Here is a 17761-nt window from a genome sequence, read left to right as displayed (position 1 = left end):
CGGGCAGTTCCCCTGTGGGAACTGCCCGCCGAAGCGTTTGCGCCTGAGAACGTCAGCGCGTTGAGAACCTCAGGCTCAACGCACGTCTGCGTTCTTGCGGCGGCTCAGCGCAAGTGCACCAGCACCGGTCACCAGCAGCGCAACTGCCGCAGCGGCAGCCAGGCCGACTTCAGTACCCGTACGCGGCAGCGGCTTGTTAGCAGCTGCGCCCGGCTTCTTGTCACCAGCTTCAGGCTTTGCCTTGTCACCGGCTTCGGGCTTGTCCTTGTCACCGGCCTCAGGCTTGTCCTTGCCGCCATCTTCGGGCTGTTCGTCCTCAGCAGGCGCGTCAGCAGGAAGCACGTTCACGGGGATTTCAACCTTGCCGCCGATGGGCAGCGGGTTGTTGTCCCACCATCCGGCATTCGGAGCAGCAATGAGGGTGGCGGTCATCTTCGGACCCTTCACCGGCTTGGCCTTACCTTCGTCTGCCTTGCCTTCGCTCGCAGCGTCGGCACCGTCAACCTTGCCGCCGGCCTTCGGTTCGTCCTTCTTGCCAGCGTCCTTCGAGGCGGTCACCTTGAACTTGACTTCGGATTCGCCTTCGGGAACCGAGTCGAACTGTGCAACGTTCTTCTTGCCCTTGACGGCGTAGTCACCAAGATCAACCGAAACACCCTTCGGCAGGTCGAGGGTCAGCTGCAGCGGGCCCTCGATCTTCTTCTTGGCCGTGAACTGAACGCTGATTTCCTCGGTGGTGCCTGCCTTGATTTCGAAGGCATCGTCCTTGTTCGACGGGTGCTTGATGGAGACTTCGAGATCACCGTTCTTCATGACGTCCAGCGCAGCATCAGCCTGGCGTTCGTCCTTGTCGGCCTTCACTTTTTCACCCTTGTCATGGCGGGCGTTGAAGTAGGCTTCCCAGATTTCGAAGTCGGTTAGACCGGACTGTTCGAACTTGCCGTTGGCGAAAGCGCTGAAGTTGTCACCGCCGGCTGCCAGGAAGGACAGGGTGGCCACGCGGTAGGTCTTGTCCGGGTCGATGTCTTCACCGCCCACCTTGACAGACACAACGTGCTTTCCGCGGTCAGCTTCAGAGTCGTAGATGACTTCGAGTTCCTTGGAAATACCCAGGTGCAGGAACGGACGGCTAGAACCTTCGGGCTGCCACTGCTCTTCGAACAGCTGGATGACGTCGGAGCCCTTGAGCGAGACAACTCCGTGGTCGTTGGCGAAGGGAAGAACCTCGTTGAGTTCAGCAACCGTGACTTCGCCCGGCTTTTCATCCTGGAAGATGTCGTCAACCTTCAGGTCGGTGCGCAGACCACCCGGGTTCGTAATGCCGAAGTCCGACTTTTCCAGCTGCGACAGCCCGGTGCCCTCGTTGAGTGCGTCGGCGACGAGGTTGCCGAGGGTCGATTCGGCGCCGCGGTCCTCCTTGCCGTCCTTGAAAGCGCGGGTGATGTCTTCGTCGATCTCACCGGCGACTTCCTTGCCGATTTCCTGCGACTTTTCGGTAGCCGCCTTGATGATCTCGCCGGTCTTGTTGGTGATCTCAGTCGAAGCTTCCTGCCCCTTGGTATCGAGAATCTCCTGGCTGTCGACGGTCCAGCTGCCGTCGCCCTTGGAGGTCAGGTTGACCGCCGCGACGTTCTTGCCGTACTGACCGGCCTGCATGACGGGGACGGTGTTGTCGCCCTTCTTGTAGGTGCAGTTGACCGGAATGTGGGTGTGGCCCAGGAAGAATGCGTCAACGGAATCGTCAGCGGCATCGAGGATGCTCTTGACTTCCTTGCTCTTGCCGAGAGCAGCATCGCAGCTGTCGCCCGCCGCGGCTTCACTCATGCCGACGTGTGCCTGGACGATTGTGACGTCCGGGGCTTCACCCTCAGGCAGTTCGGCGATCTTCTTCGAGGTGCGCTCGACGGCTTCGGCGGTGTCGCCGAAGTCAAGCATGTCGACTCCCGACGGGCTGACGAGGCTTGCGGTTTCCTGCGTCACAACACCGATGACGGCAATCTTGATTCCGTCCTTTTCGATGATTTCGTAGTCCTTGACACCTTCGGAAAGTTCCTTGGTGCCTTTCTTGTAGACGTTCGCGGCCAGGTGCGGGAACTCCGCCTTGTGCTCGCCAGCCAGCACGCGCTCGCTGAAGTCCTTGAAGCCACGGTCGTATTCGTGGTTCCCCATTGCCGAGGCGTCGAGCCCCAGAGCGTTGAGGTAGTCAATCGTGGGCTCGTCTTTCTGAGAAGACGAAACGTAGGTGCTTGCACCGATGTTGTCACCAGCGGACAGCAGAACCGAGCTGCCCTCAGCCTCCGCCCGTTCGTTTTCCACCGTCGAGGCCATTGCCTGACCATCCGGGTCGGCGATGCGTCCGTGGAAGTCAGTGATTCCCAGTACCTGGAGCTTGGTGCCCTCCGGGGCTTCTGCAAAAACCGGCATTGCGCCGAGAGGTGCGACGAGTACGGCGGCGGCAGCGCCTCCGTACAGCGCACGGCGTGCTTTGAGCATGTTCAGTCCTTAAGCTTCTGATTCAGCGCTGTTCGCGCGTTTCTGAAAAAGGTCTGAGCACAGTGTTACAAATCTGAGATCTTTTTGGGGACTTTTGCATGAATTCCATATGGATTGTTCGTAAAGAGGCCGCGTCGCCCACTAGCTTTCGCCCAGCTCAGCCGAGCTTCGCCGGGCCCGTGTCTGCGCCGCCCGCGCAGCCCATTCAGCCTCCGGCGGATAGCCCACCTCTTCCATCACAAGCCCCGCCCCGGGGGCGATGTAGAGCGGTTCCGGGCTTTCACCTCGTGAGTTGGCGTGCTCAAGAAGCTCAGCCGGGTACTCAGCCGACCACACCCCCGTGCCCACCCGAATGAGGCCGCCGACGATCGCGCGGACCATATGGTGGCAGAAGGCATCGGCGCGCAGACGGAAGACAATCACCCCGTCGGCATCGCGGCCGACCGAGATCTGCTGCAGCGTGCGGATGGTCGTGGAATCCGGGCGGGGTTTGCAGAACGGCAGGAAGTCGTGCAGACCCAACAGCCCGGCGGCCGCCCGGGCCATGGCGTCAGCATCAAGAACACCCTTGTGGCGGACCGTTGCGGCGGCCAGCAGCGGGTCGAAGAACGAATCGTCATCAGCCAGCCGGTAGGAATACGACCGCCACTGTGCCGAGAAGCGCGCGTCGAAATCATCTGAGACCGCCGAGGCCCCGTGAATGACGACATCGTGCGCGTCCAACCGGGTCAGCGCACCGCGCAGCCGGCTGACCAGGGCGGATTCAGGCGTGCGCGGATTGCCGTCCCGATCAGCCCGGCGCTGCCCCACGAGTGCTGCGATTTCAGGCTCGCCCAGGTCTAGGTGAACAACCTGCCGGCGCGCGTGCACTCCCGCATCGGTGCGTCCGGCAACAATAGTGCGCACGGGCGTGCGGCAGACCAAAGCGAGCGCCTCCTCCAGTGTTCCCTGGACGGTGCGCAGCTGCGGCTGCACTCCCCACCCGTGGAAGTTGGTGCCGTCATATCCAAGATCGAGTCGAAACCTCACGAACGAAACTCTACGACGGGCTCCGCTTCGACGTCTTGGTACTCCATGGGCTCAAGCGCCGGAAAGGCGGCCCGCAGGACAACAGCCGTCGGCTGGCGCCGCTGCGCGGTGTATTTGGCAACCGCCAGGTTGTAGTAGCGGATTCCGGAGACGATCCGCCCTTCGATGATCCGCATCTGCGCGTGCAGGTCGATTGCCGCGCCCAGGCTCTGGCGGTGCCGGTCGACTTCAATAAGTCCGATGGCAAGCGCATCGATCGCGTGCGTCAAACGCTCTTCAGCCTGGCCGATTTCGGAAGCGTCTTTGACGGTTTTCGCCCTCCGCAGGGCATCTTGCACAGCTTTTTGGTGGTGCTCGTCCTGCTCCGAATGAGCGGTCGCCATGCGCAGGTACTCGGGAACGAGAGCGTGCCGATCGGTGCGCACCTGGTCCAGCTGCCGTCGGGCTTCACTCACGAGGTCAAGCGCCAACCGCAGCTGCGAACCTCGGGTGTACAGGAGGTAGGCCAGACCCAGGCACAGGACAACGACAACGGTCACGAGGATGATCTCAGCCATTGCGCCTCCATTGTCTGCCGTCTGGCCTGCCGTGCGGGCTTCACTCATGCTATCGGCAGCACCAGGCGCCGGAAAGAACTCGCCGGAATGGTGGCCGAAAGTTCACCTTCGAGTGTTCTGGGCGTACCTCGGGGGCCACCTGTGTGGACGATCCTCAAACTGTGAGAGTTGCGATTGTTGCTGAAACTTTTCTGCCCCAGATGAATGGTGTTGTCGGAAGTCTCCTCAAGGCGATTGAGCACATCACCGAACGCGGCTACGAAGCCCTCGTCATTGCTCCGGGCACCCGGATGGGCGGCCCGCGTGAGTACATGGGCGTGCCGATTGTCTACGTTCCCTCACTGGCGTTCCCCGCTTACAAAAGGCTGCGTGTAGCGCCCGGCGGTGTGGCTCGCATTCGCCGCATCCTGGCTGATTTCGCGCCCGATGTTGTGCACATCGCCTCCCCGTTCCTGCTGGGCTGGCGTGCGGTGCAGGCTTGCCAGGAGCTCAACATCCCCTCGGTCGCGGTTTATCAGACCGAAGTGCCGGCCTACGCGGCTCGCTACGGGCTGACCGGCGTGGAGTCCATGCTGTGGGGCCACGTGCGCAATATTCACAACCGAGCCACCATGACTCTGGCGCCGTCGACCCCGACGATCGAGCAGCTGGAATCGCACGGTGTTGACCGGATTGCCAAGTGGGCCCGAGGCGTCGATGCCGCCCGCTTCCACCCGGACCGCAGGTGCGAGGAATGGCGACAGTCGGTGGCCGGTGGGAAGAAGATCATCGGCTACGTGGGTCGGCTGGCCGCGGAAAAGCAGGTGGAGAACCTGCGGGTGCTGGCCGATGTGCCGGACACCAAGATCGTCATCATCGGCGAAGGTCCGCTCATGGGCCGACTGCGGGCAGAACTGCCGAACGCGCACTTCACAGGCTTCCTCGGCGGTGAGGCTCTGGCCCGCGCGGTTGCAGGTTTTGACCTGTGCATTGCACCGGGTGAGTTTGAAACGTTCTGCCAGACCATTCAGGAGGCAATGGCCTCCGGTGTTCCGGTGATCGCACCGGCTCGCGGCGGCCCGCTGGATCTGGTTGATCATTCCCGCACCGGTTGGCTCTACGCGCCGCGCGATGTTGCGGGTCTGCGTGACCGTGCACTGGATCTGCTGGGTGACGATGCCAAGCGCCGCGCCTTCGCGCAGGCCGCCCGGACCGAAGTTGAGTCCCGCACGTGGCGCGGCGTGTGCTCGCAGCTGATCGGCTACTACGCACAGGCGATCGCCGCACACGAAAACCTGGCGCACGCTCGGTGACCGGCACCTCGGCGGTGTGCTGAGGTGTGTGTCGCGGACCGGCTCCTCGTGAATTCCGGGGCCTAGGCCCCGGTCCCGGAGGTTGCAGACTTAGTCTCCCGAGGTGCCGCCCGGCTCTTCGACCAGGCCGCGGGCCTCGAGTGCGGCTCCGGTGTCGATGGCGTAGCGCACGGTGCCGAGCACGACCGGCACGGAGCGCGCCCGGAGTGATCTTTCGAGCCCGCGAGCGCGAGCGGAGTCTGCGGCAAGCCCCACGAGGTCGGCAATGTAGGACACGCTGCGGATGGTGAGCGCTGCGGCAAGGCCCACCGTTTCAGGGCGCACGCCCACCCACCCCAAGGGCTTGGCTGCTGCAGTGAAGACAAGCAGCAGTTCGCTGATGCTGGTGGTCAGGATCAGCACGGACGCGCCGATGACACCGGCGAGCATGGCTGTGGTGACTCGGGCGGCGGTGGGCACGTCGGTGAAGATGAGGTTGCCGACCACCAGAAGCAGCATGACCGGCCACATGCGCACCAGCGGCAGGATGATTCTGCCCAGCGGCAGGCGCGCGGTGAGTGCAATGAGCACGATGAGCACGAACACCGCCCCGTTGACCCAGGCGTCGCGCACGACGATCACGGGCAGACTGGTGAGCACCAGGGCGATCACTTTGGCCCACGCCGGCGTGCGGTGCAGCCAGCCGGGAATCGACCAGCGCACGCCGAGGAACTCACCGCGACGCCGCTGAACCGTGCGCGGCTTCGGCATGGCCGACTGCGGAATCATGCGGGGTTGGCGGGTTGGGATGGTTGGGTCGGCTGGGCTGGCTGCGTGCGCCCGGTCAGCGCTGGCTGACGAGCCGCCACTTGCTGACGAGGCGCCACTTGCTGACGAGGCGCCACTCCCCTTGTGTTCGTCAGTCATCGCCGTGCGGGTCGGGGTTGTGCGGGGTGTTGCGGCTGCGGGTGCTGCGGCTGTGGGTGCTGCGGGCGGCTGACACTGCGGCTTCCCGGTAGTGGGCAATGGCCTGGTCGGCGGGACCGTCGAATGCGATCTGCCCGTCGTCAATCACGAGGGCACGTTCGGCATCGGCGGCGAATTCGAGGTCGTGGGTCGTGGTGATGATCTGCACGCCACGATTTTCGGCAAGTTCGTCCAGGGTGTCGCGCAGGAGTGTGCGGTTGGTCAGGTCGAGCAGTGTTGTCGGTTCGTCCATCAGCAGGACGCTGGGCTCAACCGTGAGGACGGAGGCGAGCGCCACCAGCTGGCGCTGTCCACCGGAGAGTTCGTACACCGAACGGTCGGCTAGTCCGGTCAGGCCGAGTTCGTCGAGTACGGCAAGCGATCGTTCGCGACGTTCGCGTTTGTTCTTTATGCGTCGGAGCGAGAGTTCAATGTCTTCGATGACGGTCGGCATGACCAGCTGGGCGGCCGGGTCGGTGAACACGAAGCCGACGTTTTGGCGTACGGCGCGCCCGTCATCGACGGTGTCCTTGCCGTCAACGGCGACCCTGCCCCACGTTGGCTGGGTCAGGCCGTTGATCATCCGCAGGAACGTGGACTTGCCCGAACCGTTGGCGCCGATGACGGCCACGCGCTGCTCTTTGATTTCGCAGGTGAAAGGGCCTGCGAGGGTGCGCCATTGGCGCTCTGGACCGCTTTCTGCGGAATCAAGAACAGCGGCGTGGGCGCCGTCGAAGACAATGCTTGCCATCAGCGTCGAGTGGAATCAGCGTCGTGCGAGAACCGGGAAGGCTCGCAGGACCATGACTGCCAGGAGTGCTGCAACGGTGGTCTTGATGACGTCACCGGGCCAGTAGGCCATGTCGGCAACCGTGGCAGCGCCGAACGGGATGCCGCCGTTGATCGACATGCCGGCAATGCCCATGAAGTGCAGAAGCACCGATGCGGTCAGCAGGGAGCCGAGGATCATCATGACGACTCGTCCTGCACCGGAGAAACGGCGGTAGGCAAAGCGAGCAGCCCAGCCGGACAGCAGCGTGTAGAACGGGAAGCCCAGAATGAAGCCAGCCGAGGGTCCGGCGAGAACGCCGATTCCGCCTCGTCCGCCTGAGAAGACGGGAAGACCCAGGAAGCCCAGGGCCAGGTAGAGCAGCACGGCGATGAAGCCGCGGGTGGGGCCCAGCACCATGCCGGTGAATGCCAGCATGAGGGTCTGCAGGGTGATCGGGACGCCGACCGGGCCAACCGGGATCGGCGGCACGAGTGCGAACACCCAGATGAGCGCCGCAAACACGGCGACAAGGGCAACGGACAGGCCGGCAGAAATGCCCTGCCCGCGGGCGCCGGTCTGCGGCGCGGAAACGTTGGTGGAAGTCATGAGGAGCATCGTACCTGAACACTGTTCAGGCGAAGAAATCGGCTGGCTTGTTCTGGGCACCGCCCCACGCTTTAGCAATGAATCTGCGCCTTAGCAGTGGTTGCTAAGGCGTGGATCCCGGCTAACGGGAGTCTGCCCACAGCTAACGGGTGGATCCGTTGCTAACCGGTGTTTTTACCGTACGAAGCGTGCCCGGCTGGGCCAACACCTGCGGGGCTGGGCACCGCCCCACGCCTTAGCAACAAAAACACCCCTTAGCAGTTACTGCTAAAGCGCAGATCCCGGCCAAAGGGAGTCTCCGCACGGCTAACGGGTGGATTCATTGCTAACCGGTGTTTTGCTGGGCGACGCTTGCGCTGGCACCCAACGCACCCACGCCCAAACACAACTGCGCCGACAAGCGATTGCTTGCCGGCGCAGTGTGCTGAGGCGGGAGGTCACGTGCGGCTTATGCCCACAAGGCCTACACCCCGCTCACTCCCATTCGATGGTGCCCGGGGGCTTCGAGGTGATGTCGAGGACGACGCGGTTGATTTCGTCGACTTCATTGGTGATCCGGTTGGAGATCTTCGACAGCGTGTCGTAGGGCACGCGGGTCCAGTCGGCGGTCATGGCGTCTTCACTGGACACGGGGCGCAACACGACGGGGTGTCCGTAGGTGCGGCCGTCGCCGGCGACACCAACGGAGCGGACATCGGCCAGCAGCACAACGGGGCACTGCCAGATGGTGTCATCCAGACCTGCGGCGGTGAGTTCTTCGCGGGCAATGGCGTCGGCTTCGCGCAGAATGCTCAGACGCTCTTCGCTGACCGCGCCGACAATGCGGATGGCCAGACCAGGACCGGGGAACGGCTGACGGCCGACAATCACCTCGGGCAGACCGAGTTCACGGCCTACAGCCCGAACTTCGTCCTTGAACAGCGCACGCAGCGGCTCCACGAGCTCAAACTGGAGGTCGTCCGGAAGACCACCGACGTTGTGGTGGCTCTTGATGTTCGCGGTGCCCGATCCCCCACCGGATTCAACAACGTCCGGGTAGAGGGTGCCCTGCACCAGGAATTCGATGTTTTCGCCTTCGCCCTCGCGCGATTCCGCGACGAGTTCAGCAGCGGCCTGCTCGAAGGTGCGAATGAATTCGCGGCCGATGATCTTGCGTTTCTGTTCGGGGTCTTCGACACCGTCGAGTTCGCTCAGGAACTTCTGCGAAGCATCGACAGTCACCAGACGCACACCGGTTGCAGACACGTAGTCCTGTTCGACCTGTTCGCGCTCGTCCTTGCGCAGCAGGCCGTGGTCAACGAAAACACACGTCAGCTGGTCGCCGACCGCACGGTGGACAAGAGCTGCGGCAACTGCTGAATCGACACCGCCGGACAGACCGCAGATGACCTTCTTGGTGCCGATCTGTTCGCGGATGCGGGCAACCTGTTCGTCGATGATCGAATCGGCTGACCAGTCGGCCTTGAGGCCTGCGACCTTGAACAGGAAGTTCTCGATGGTCTGCTTGCCGTATTCGCTGTGCATGACTTCCGGGTGCCACTGCACACCGGCGAAACAGCGCTCGGTGTCTTCGATCGCAGCGATGGGAGCACCCGCGGAGCTGGCCAGAACCTTAAAGCCTTCGGGTGCGACTTCGGCGGAGTCGCGGTGGGACATCCAGACGGTCTGTGCGGCAGGCAGACCTGCCAGCAGAGCGCCCTCTTCTGTGACTTCGAGTGCCGTGGAGCCGTATTCGCTGGCACCGGTGCGCGCTACGCGGCCGCCGAGTGCCTGCACCATGCTCTGGAAGCCGTAGCAGATGCCCAGCGTGGGCACGCCGAGGTTGAACACTTCCGGGTCGATCGACAGGGCATCTTCAGCGTTGACCGATGACGGTCCACCGGAAAGCACGATGGCGACCGGCTTCTTGTCAGCGAATTCGGCAGCGGTTGCGGTGTGGGCGATGATTTCGGAGAACAGCCCGGCTTCGCGTACACGACGTGCGATCAGCTGCGCGGTCTGCGCACCGAAGTCGACGACGAGGACGGGGCGGGCGTCCGTACCTGTTTCGGGGGTCTGGGTCATGCTTCTATCCTAAGCGTTCGCAGAGGCGATCCTGCTGGTGCAGGAGGCCGTCAGGCGGTGGTACTCGCAGTGGTCAGGCGGCTGATTTCGGCGCGACGACAACAGCGTCGTCGAGTTCCTTTTCGCCGCGGCGGTGAATCTTCGCTTCAACAATGAACGACATGACCGGAACAACACCGGCCAGCGCCAAGACGAGGAGGTTCTTCAGCCCCCACTTCATCTGCGAGTTCAGCCAGAAGCACACGATCAAGTAGGCCACGTAACACCAGCCGTGTGCAATGGCGACGGCCGCGGCTGCGTTGAAGCTGCCGAAGGTCAGCGCTTCTGCCGGGTTGCCGCCCATCATGAGTCCCCAGATGAGGTACTTGATGATCATCTCAATGGTGAGGATCAGCAGCATGACACCGGTGATGATCGCCATGATCCGGTAGAACCGCAGTGCGTTGCGGGCGGACTGCCAGCGGTTGAGGGTGAACACCGCGTTGGGGTCGTCCTCGTTGAAGTCCGGGCGACGGTCCAGGGGGTCACCGCCGTGCTGGGGGTCGTTGCTCACTGAGGGTCTCCGTTCTTGGGAGTGTGGGGCAGCTTTTCGCCGGCATCTTTCACTACCACGTATTCAACGGGCGCTTGGTCTTCCCGGCGGAGAGAATTGTATTCGTCGCGCAGCAGTCGGAACCAGATGTACACGGCGAACACCGCGAACACGATCCATTCGAGCGCGTAGAACGCCGACTGCAGATCGAAACCTTCGTCCTGCGGTTCTTGGTAGGGAACATAGGACAGCTGGTCACCGCCGATGCCGACTTCCGGCTTTTCCTGTGGGAAGAGGAAAGCCGAATACGTGTAGACGTCGAAAAGGTTGACTATCTGCGAAGTCGAAATGGACCGGACTACTCCTTCGGGGAGGTCCTTGGTGTCCAGTGGGCCTTCGATGGGAGCTATGCGGGCATCAAGGGTGACGTCCGCGTCCGAGGCGGTGCTCGCCTTGGCCGTTTCGAGGTCTTCTGTCCAGCCGCGCACCACCGGAATGGCGGTGGGCTTGGATTCGATGTTGTCCGTGTCAGCCGCTTGGGCGTATTCGGGGTCATCCGGGGCGAACATTGTCACAACCCAATAGCCCTTGACGCGGTTGAGGTAGCGGTCGTCAACGATGATCTGTTGATCGGGCAGGAAGTGCCCGCTGATGGTGACCCGCTGGTCGGCCAGGTAGCCCGGCATGGGCCCCTGGGCTTCCATGATGTCGTTGAAGGGCTTCGCCACCGCGAGTTCCGGGTTGTCGGCCTGCTCGTTCTTGGACTGGGCGCGGTCAATCTGCCATGCGGACAACATGACGAAGGCGGTGACCAGCAGCAGGACGAGTGCCAGGAATCCCAACCATCTGGGTTTCAGGGCAAGACGAAGCACGGAGCCCCTCAGCTTTCGGCGTCGACAACCACGTTGACGCGCTGGAAGGACTTGAGGTCCGTGTAGCCCGTCGTGGCCAGAGCGCGGCGGAGGGCACCGGCGAGGTTGACTTCGCCGACTGCCGAATGGCCCGGCCCGTGGATGAGCTGTTCGAGCGGTGCGACGGTGCCCATGTGCACGCGGCGGCCGCGCGGAAGTTCCGGGTGGTGGGCTTCTGCGCCCCAGTGGAAGCCCTGGCCGGGTGCTTCTTCTGCACGGGAAAGCGCCGAGCCGAGCATGACGGCGTCAGCGCCCATGGCGAATGCCTTGACGATCGAGCCGGTGGAGCCCAGTCCGCCGTCGGCGATCACGTGGACGTAGCGACCGCCGGATTCGTCCATGTAGTCGCGGCGGGCCGCCTGGACGTCGGCAATAGCGGTGGCCATGGGCACCTGGATGCCGAGCGTGTGGCGGGTGGTGGATGCGGCACCGCCGCCGAAGCCCACCAGAACACCGGCAGCACCGGTGCGCATGAGGTGGAGGGCGGGTGTGTAGGCACTGACACCGCCGACGATCACGGGGACGTCGAGTTCGTAGATGAACTGCTTGAGGTTGAGCGGATCGGTGGTGCTCGAGACGTGCTCAGCAGAGACCGTGGTGCCGCGGATGACGAAGAGATCGACGCCTGCGTCGACAACGGTCTGGTAAAACTCCTGCGTGCGCTGCGGTGTGAGAGCACCGGCAACCGTCACACCGGCTTCGCGAATTTCAGCCAGGCGGGCGGTGATGAGTTCGGCCTTGATGGGTTCGCGGTAGATCTCCTGCATGCGCACGGTGGCGCGCTGGTCGTCAAGATCTGCGATTTCGTCAAGCAGCGGCTGGGGGTCTTCGTAGCGAGTCCAGAGACCTTCGAGGTCGAGAACGCCGAGCATGCCCAGCCGGCCGAGCGCAATGGCTGTTGCCGGGCTGACAACAGAGTCCATGGGAGCAGCCAGATAGGGCAGGTCGAACTGGAAGGCGTCGATCTGCCATTGGAGCGAGACATCCCGAGGATCGCGGGTGCGCCGCGAAGGGATAACCGCTACGTCGTCAAGTGAATATGCCCTGCGTCCGCGCTTTCCGCGGCCGATTTCCAACTCTGTGCTCACGCGTCCCAGGGTACCCCAGGGCTCTGACACGAATACGGGCCGCCATGGTCGGAACCACAGCGGCCCGCACTCTGTCAGCCTTCTGCGAAGGCCAACCCCAAGCGCCATTCACGGTGCCCACTCCCCCGAACCTGTCAGGCTCAGGCAAGCGGCGCCTCGTGAATCAGAGTCAGCCCGTCAGGGCATGGGGGTTGTCCAGTCTTCGTAGACGTGGGCGCTGGCCCAGAAGTGCAGTTCGTACAGGCTGGCCTGTTCGAACACGGCCTTCATTTCGGCGCGCAGGGCCGGGGTGGCCTGTTCCATTTCGCGTTCGAGGATCGCGACTGCTCCGCGGGTGGATTCGTCGAATTCGGGGCTGTCGTACATGGTGATCCACGATGCGAAAGGGTGGCCTTCCAGGTTCGATCCGGCCTTCTTCATGAGCACCTTGCCGATGTGGGCGTACACCCAGAAGCACGGCAGGACACCGGCAACACCCACCTGGTAGGGGCGCAGGGCAGCCGTTGCCATGAGAAACGACACGTAGCCCAGCGACGTGGGGCTGGCGATGACGGCTTCGGCATCGCGGCCTTCATCGGAGCCGCGCTCACCGTGGCGCAGACCGCGGGTGCCCGCGGTTTCCTGCTGGATTTCCTTGACCAGCGGAGCGAAGACCTCGTCAGCGAAGACGGCTTCGTGGAGTTCGTTTTCAGCGACAACGGCTTCCGAGGTTGCTCCGGCCCAGAACTCCATGTCGTCGTTGCGGGAGGACTTGCTGGACAGCTGCGCCATGGCACGGCCGTAGCCGTCCAGGTAGACCTCGTCCTGCAGCAGGTAGTGGACGAAAACCTTGGGGTCGAGGCTGCCGTCTGAGAGCTGTTCGATGAAGGGCAGGGCTTCGATGTCCTTGATGATGGGCTCGACGTGTTCCCAAAGTTCACGGCTGTGGGGGCCGGCGATGAATTCGCTCATTGTGTCTCCTGACAGTCGTTTTTCAGTTGTTGTATTGCAGATGGCGTGGTTCTGCGGGCAGTGCTGCTGCCGACACTGCCGACAGCGCCGCTGTTCTCAGCGGGTGATGTCGACGATGTGGTCGACCGGTCCGTGTGCGCCGTCGGGGTTCAGCGCCAGTTGCCAGTCGGCTGCACTGCCGATGGCGCGGGCCAGGTAGTCGAGCGCCGCACCGACGGCGTCGCCCAGCTGCTCCCCTGTCGAGGCGCCGTCCGGGTCTTCGCCCGCCTGAGCCAGGGCGTGCCGGCGGTGGGCGACTTCAGCTGCGATGGCGGCCGACAGTGTGCAGCCGGTGCCGTGGGTGTTGGGTGAAAAGACGCGCGGGTGGCTGAATTCGCGCCACGCGATGTCGTCGTCTTCGGCAACCGCGAGGATGTCGGTGACGATGTCGTCTGCCCCGTGGCCGCCCTTGAGGAGCACGGCTTTCGGGCCCATTTTCAGCAGGCGGGCGGCCTGTTCGCGCATCTGTGCGGGGGTGCCGGCTTCGGGTTCGTCATCGCCCAGCAGAAGTGCGGCTTCCGGCAGGTTGGGGGTGATGAGGCCGGCCTGCGGCAGCAGAACCGTGCGCACCGCATCGATGGCGTTTTCTGCCAGCAGTCGGTGCCCGGATGTGGCGACCATGACGGGGTCGACCACGAGGAAGCCCAGACGCCCAGCCGCCGCGTAGTCGGCTGTTGTCTGCACGAGTTCGGGTGTGCCGAGCATGCCGGACTTGGTGGCATCAACGTGGATGTCGTCGACGACCGAATCGAACTGGTCGATCACGAAGTCGTGGTCGATTTCGTAGATGCGGCTGACCCCGTGGGTGTTCTGTGCGACGAGGGCGGTGATGATGCTGGCCCCGTAGGCGCCGCGCGCGGTGAAGGTTTTGAGGTCCGCCTGGATTCCTGCACCACCGGACGGGTCGGTGCCGGCGATCGTGACGGCGACGGGAGGACGAGGGCCGGTTGCGGTCATGAGTTTTCTCCTGTGTAAGCCGAAAGAATGCTGCGTGCGGCCGCCGCTGGGTCGGGTGCGGTCATGATGGCTGATACGACGCAGATTCCCGCAGCGCCCGTGCCGCGCAGAGCTGCCGCGTTGTGGTCTTTGATGCCGCCGATGGCAAAAGCGGGCAGGCCTGCCTTTTCCGCACGTTCCCGGAAGCCGTCAGGGCCGATGGCACTGCGTCCGGTCTCTTTGGTCTGGGTTGTATACACCGGACCAATGCCCAGCAGATCGACGGCCTGACTGCGGGCGCGTTCAAAGTGTTCGGGTTCTTGGGCTGAAACTCCCAGCAGCGGTTCCGCACCGATGCGCTGGCGAACATCGTCTGCTGACATGTCGCCCTGGCCGACGTGCACGTGGACTTTCCGGCCTTGCTCCAGCAGGCGGGCGGCGACATCGACGCGATCATTGACGAAAACGGGGATTTCGGTTTGGATGCCGTGTTCCTCACGGGCCTGCTGAACAGCATCGAGCACACTCACCGTCAGCTTTTCGAAGCCGGCGTCGTCAATGTGCTTGTCACGCACCTGCACAATGCCCACTCCCCCTGCAATCGTCTGGGCGACGGTGTCGGCAACTGTGCGGCCAACACTTTCGGCCATCGCCGTGTCGGTCACCAGGTAGAGGTCGGTGCTGTATTCGGACAGGCGGCCCAGTGGTGCGCTCATGCGGTTCCTCCTGTTGTCCACGTGGTCTGGATCCGGGCTAGGTCTTCAGGCCGGGCAGCGTAGAGGCCGTCGAGGAAGTGCGCGGCAAATGTGCCGGGCCCATTGGCTCTTTTGTGCGCTGACTGGGCGGCCGAGGTGAAGTGCAGGTGCGCAGTCGCTGCGGCCATGCCGGTCCTCGCCTGATGGCTGAGGTCCTGTGTCTGCGGGGTGTGGGCGGCTGCTGCCGCGTATGCGGCGGTGAGCGCTCCGAGCGAGCACCCCGTGCCGATGACGCTGGGCATATAGGGGCAGCCGCCGGTGATTGTCACAGTGTGCGTGCCGGAATCGTCGGCAAAGACAATGGCGTCGGATTCCCCAGAAACAGCGGCGACGATACCGGTCTGGGCGAGGCTGGCAGCTGCGCCGAGGGCGTCGTCAACTGAGTGCGTTGAGTCGGTTCCGCGGGCGCTGCCGGACTGCTGTGCCAGGCCGATGACCTCCGAGGCGTTGCCGCGCACAACCGCCGGGCCGCTGTTCAGTGCGCGCACAATCCGGGAAGTGCGGTGCGCTGAGATCCCAAAGCCCACGGGGTCGAGAACCCACGGCTTGCCGGCCTGGTTGAAGGTGTCGATGGCAGCGTCAGCTGACAGGTACTGGTGCGACGTTGGGGTGCCGAAATTGATGAGCAGACCATCGGCAATGCCGGCGAAATCAGCGGCATCGGCTTCGTGGTCGATCATGGCGGGGCTGGCACCGGCCGCCAAGAGCACATTCGCGGCGAACTGCTGAACAACCGTGTTCACAATGCAGTGCACTAAAGGCGTGCGCTCACGCAGAGACTCAAGCAGCGTGCCCGCATAGTCTTTGAGTTCCATGACATCCCTTCGCTGGTCCTAACCACACAGGTTCAACGGGTTAATCTCAGCCGCTGTATTACGGCACCCCGTGTCACTACGCTCACCCTAACACCCACCACTGACACAAGCGCATGGCGCAGAGCCACGGCACAATCCCGCTCCGCCACAGACTGGTCCGCAGACCAGCCGACAGACCAGCCCAGCAGGCTCGAGAACCGCGACCTCCGCCTCGTGAGAAAAACCCACAAAAACAGCTGTGCGCCCGGCCAGAGGCGCGGGCGCACAGCGGATGTTCACAAGCGACAGCCGGTCAGGCTGCGGCGGATCAGTGGTAGTTAGGTGCTTCCTGGGTGATCTGAATGTCGTGCGGGTGGCTTTCCTTCAGACCGGCCGTGGTCAGGCGTACGAACTGGCCCTTTTCCTTCAGTTCCCGAATCGAGCGGGCACCCACGTAGAACATGGTCTGGCGCAGGCCGCCGGTCAGCTGGTAGGCCACCTGGCGCAGCGGACCGCGGTAGGACACGCGGCCCTCAATGCCTTCCGGAATGAGGTCGGTGTCGGTGGCGACATCAGCCTGGAAGTAGCGGTCCTTCGAGTAGGACTTGCCCTTGCGCGGAGCCATCGCGCCCAGCGATCCCATGCCGCGGTAGGCCTTGTACTGCTTGCCGTTGACCAGGACGAGTTCGCCGGGGCTTTCCTCACAGCCGGCCAGCAGCGAACCGAGCATGACCGAATCAGCACCGGCGACAAGAGCCTTGCCGATGTCACCGGAGTACTGCAGGCCACCATCGCCGATCACCGGGACATCGGCTTCGCGGGCTGCCTGGTAGGCCAGGTTGATGGCGGTGACCTGTGGGACGCCCACACCTGCGACAACGCGCGTGGTGCAGATGGAGCCCGGGCCCACACCCACCTTGATGGCGTCGGCGCCGGCGTCGATGAGTGCCTGAGCGCCTGCGCGGGTAGCCACATTGCCGCCGATGACCTGCACGTCCTTGAACGCCGGGTCTTTCTTCAGCGACTTGATCATGTCTGTCACACCGCGGGCGTGGCCGTTGGCGGTGTCGACCACGAGGACGTCGACACCAGCTTCGGCCAGAAGGCCTGCGCGCTCAAAGGCATCGCCGTAGAAGCCGACCGCAGCACCCACCATCAGGCGGCCTTCGCCGTCCTTGGAAGCGTCGGGGTATTCGTCGCGCTTGACGAAGTCCTTGACCGTGATGAGGCCCTGGATTTTGTTGTTTTCGTCAACCAGCGGGAGCTTTTCGATCTTGTGCTCTGCCAGAAGTTCGTAGGCCTTTTCAGCCGAGACATCGTGCGGGGCGGTGATGAGCGGCATCTTGGTCATGATTTCGCCGACCGTGGTGGTGGCGAAGTCAGAGCGCGGCACAAAGCGGAGGTCGCGGTTGGTGATGATGCCGACCAGCGTGTCATCGTCGTCAACCACGGGCAGGCCGGAAATGCGGTACTGGCCACACATGTAGTCGAGTTCTTCGAGCGACTTTTCGGCGGTGATCGTCACCGGGTCGGTGATCATGCCGGATTCGGAGCGCTTGACGTAGTCGACCTGGGCAGCCTGGTCTTCTTTCGACAGGTTGCGGTGAATGATGCCCAGACCGCCGAAGCGGGCCATGGCGATTGCCATGCGGGATTCCGTCACCGTGTCCATAGCGGCTGAGACCAGCGGAACCGCGATGTCGAGTTCGCGCGTCAGCCGGGTTTTCGTCGAAGCTTCCGACGGGATGACATCGGTGTCGCCCGGCAGCAGCAGGACGTCGTCATAGGTCAAGCCGGTAAGCGAAAACGGATCTTCTGCGTCTTTGAAATGCTGGTGAACCTCTGGCACGAGAACCCTTCCTCCGGTTGGACCGCTGCCGCCTGATGTGCGCGGGACATGTGCTTGACACGTGCCTGCCGTCCGCGGCTTTTTTCTGAACCTATCCTAAGGGGTTCGCGCACGCGTAAGCGGCGCGGGTTGGATGGTCATGTGGGCG

Annotated in this window: 16 protein-coding genes and 1 riboswitch; of the genes, 1 reads left to right on the top strand and 15 read right to left on the bottom strand. The window is 63.5% G+C overall.

What is annotated here, in order from left to right; genetic code table 11:
* Positions 1-75: 75 nt before the first annotated feature.
* The 3 genes from HMPREF3092_RS06945 to HMPREF3092_RS06935 form a co-directional block, all read right to left on the bottom strand.
* Positions 76-2493: a bifunctional metallophosphatase/5'-nucleotidase gene (locus tag HMPREF3092_RS06945; protein ID WP_070424334.1), complete on the bottom strand. Its 2418-nt coding sequence runs from the start codon at positions 2491-2493 to the stop codon at positions 76-78.
* Positions 2494-2634: 141 nt separating this feature from the next.
* Positions 2635-3522 carry a tRNA pseudouridine(38-40) synthase TruA gene (gene truA, locus HMPREF3092_RS06940; protein WP_070424333.1) on the bottom strand — a complete coding sequence of 296 codons (888 nt, stop codon included), beginning with the start codon at positions 3520-3522 and terminating at the stop codon, positions 2635-2637.
* Positions 3519-4079: a LemA family protein gene (locus HMPREF3092_RS06935; protein ID WP_070424332.1), complete on the bottom strand. Its 561-nt coding sequence runs from the start codon at positions 4077-4079 to the stop codon at positions 3519-3521. Before HMPREF3092_RS06935 ends, truA begins: the two co-directional genes overlap by 4 nt.
* 200 nt (positions 4080-4279) lie before the next feature.
* Between HMPREF3092_RS06935 and HMPREF3092_RS06930 the strand changes: the two genes are divergently transcribed.
* Positions 4280-5371 (top strand): glycosyltransferase family 4 protein, encoded by a 1092-nt coding sequence (locus HMPREF3092_RS06930; protein WP_070424331.1) that lies wholly within the window; start codon positions 4280-4282, stop codon positions 5369-5371.
* Between the two features lie 90 nt (positions 5372-5461).
* On the opposite strand, the gene HMPREF3092_RS06925 is transcribed toward HMPREF3092_RS06930, so the two are convergent.
* From HMPREF3092_RS06925 to guaB, 12 genes are all read right to left on the bottom strand, one after another.
* Positions 5462-6277 carry an energy-coupling factor transporter transmembrane component T family protein gene (locus HMPREF3092_RS06925; protein ID WP_256174398.1) on the bottom strand — a complete coding sequence of 272 codons (816 nt, stop codon included), beginning with the start codon at positions 6275-6277 and terminating at the stop codon, positions 5462-5464.
* On the bottom strand, positions 6270-7067 hold the full coding sequence (locus tag HMPREF3092_RS06920) for an ABC transporter ATP-binding protein (protein ID WP_070424329.1): 798 nt from the start codon (positions 7065-7067) through the stop codon (positions 6270-6272). The genes HMPREF3092_RS06925 and HMPREF3092_RS06920 overlap by 8 nt, the downstream gene beginning before the upstream one ends.
* A gap of 15 nt (positions 7068-7082) precedes the next feature.
* A complete protein-coding gene (locus HMPREF3092_RS06915; RefSeq protein ID WP_239233702.1) occupies positions 7083-7694 on the bottom strand; it encodes a biotin transporter BioY in 612 nt (203 codons plus the stop codon).
* Between the two features lie 474 nt (positions 7695-8168).
* A complete protein-coding gene (gene guaA / locus HMPREF3092_RS06910; protein WP_070424328.1) occupies positions 8169-9758 on the bottom strand; it encodes a glutamine-hydrolyzing GMP synthase in 1590 nt (529 codons plus the stop codon).
* A 73-nt stretch (positions 9759-9831) separates the two neighbouring features.
* The gene (locus tag HMPREF3092_RS06905; protein ID WP_019176045.1) at positions 9832-10311 is read right to left on the bottom strand and encodes a DUF3817 domain-containing protein; all 480 of its coding nucleotides are present in this window, start codon (positions 10309-10311) and stop codon (positions 9832-9834) included.
* Complete coding sequence (locus tag HMPREF3092_RS06900) at positions 10308-11162, bottom strand: SURF1 family protein (RefSeq protein ID WP_070424327.1); 855 nt, start codon at positions 11160-11162, stop codon at positions 10308-10310. Before HMPREF3092_RS06900 ends, HMPREF3092_RS06905 begins: the two co-directional genes overlap by 4 nt.
* 8 nt (positions 11163-11170) lie before the next feature.
* Positions 11171-12289: a GuaB3 family IMP dehydrogenase-related protein gene (locus HMPREF3092_RS06895; protein WP_070424326.1), complete on the bottom strand. Its 1119-nt coding sequence runs from the start codon at positions 12287-12289 to the stop codon at positions 11171-11173.
* A 177-nt stretch (positions 12290-12466) separates the two neighbouring features.
* A complete protein-coding gene (locus tag HMPREF3092_RS06890) occupies positions 12467-13240 on the bottom strand; it encodes a TenA family protein (RefSeq protein ID WP_062020401.1) in 774 nt (257 codons plus the stop codon).
* Positions 13241-13336: 96 nt separating this feature from the next.
* Complete coding sequence (gene thiD, locus HMPREF3092_RS06885) at positions 13337-14236, bottom strand: bifunctional hydroxymethylpyrimidine kinase/phosphomethylpyrimidine kinase (RefSeq protein ID WP_070424325.1); 900 nt, start codon at positions 14234-14236, stop codon at positions 13337-13339.
* Entirely contained in the window at positions 14233-14931 is a 699-nt protein-coding gene (thiE, locus tag HMPREF3092_RS06880; RefSeq protein ID WP_070424324.1) for a thiamine phosphate synthase, read from the bottom strand. The genes thiD and thiE overlap by 4 nt, the downstream gene beginning before the upstream one ends.
* A complete protein-coding gene (thiM, locus tag HMPREF3092_RS06875; RefSeq protein WP_070424323.1) occupies positions 14928-15785 on the bottom strand; it encodes a hydroxyethylthiazole kinase in 858 nt (285 codons plus the stop codon). Before thiM ends, thiE begins: the two co-directional genes overlap by 4 nt.
* Positions 15773-15866: riboswitch (TPP riboswitch) on the bottom strand. It overlaps the preceding gene by 13 nt.
* A 226-nt stretch (positions 15867-16092) precedes the next feature.
* The gene (gene guaB, locus HMPREF3092_RS06870; protein WP_070424322.1) at positions 16093-17613 is read right to left on the bottom strand and encodes an IMP dehydrogenase; all 1521 of its coding nucleotides are present in this window, start codon (positions 17611-17613) and stop codon (positions 16093-16095) included.
* Positions 17614-17761: the final 148 nt, after the last annotated feature.

The sequence above is a fragment of the Brevibacterium sp. HMSC24B04 genome (genome assembly GCF_001806835.1).
GTDB lineage: Bacteria > Actinomycetota > Actinomycetes > Actinomycetales > Brevibacteriaceae > Brevibacterium > Brevibacterium ravenspurgense.
This window is presented reverse-complemented; position numbering and strand designations above follow the sequence as displayed.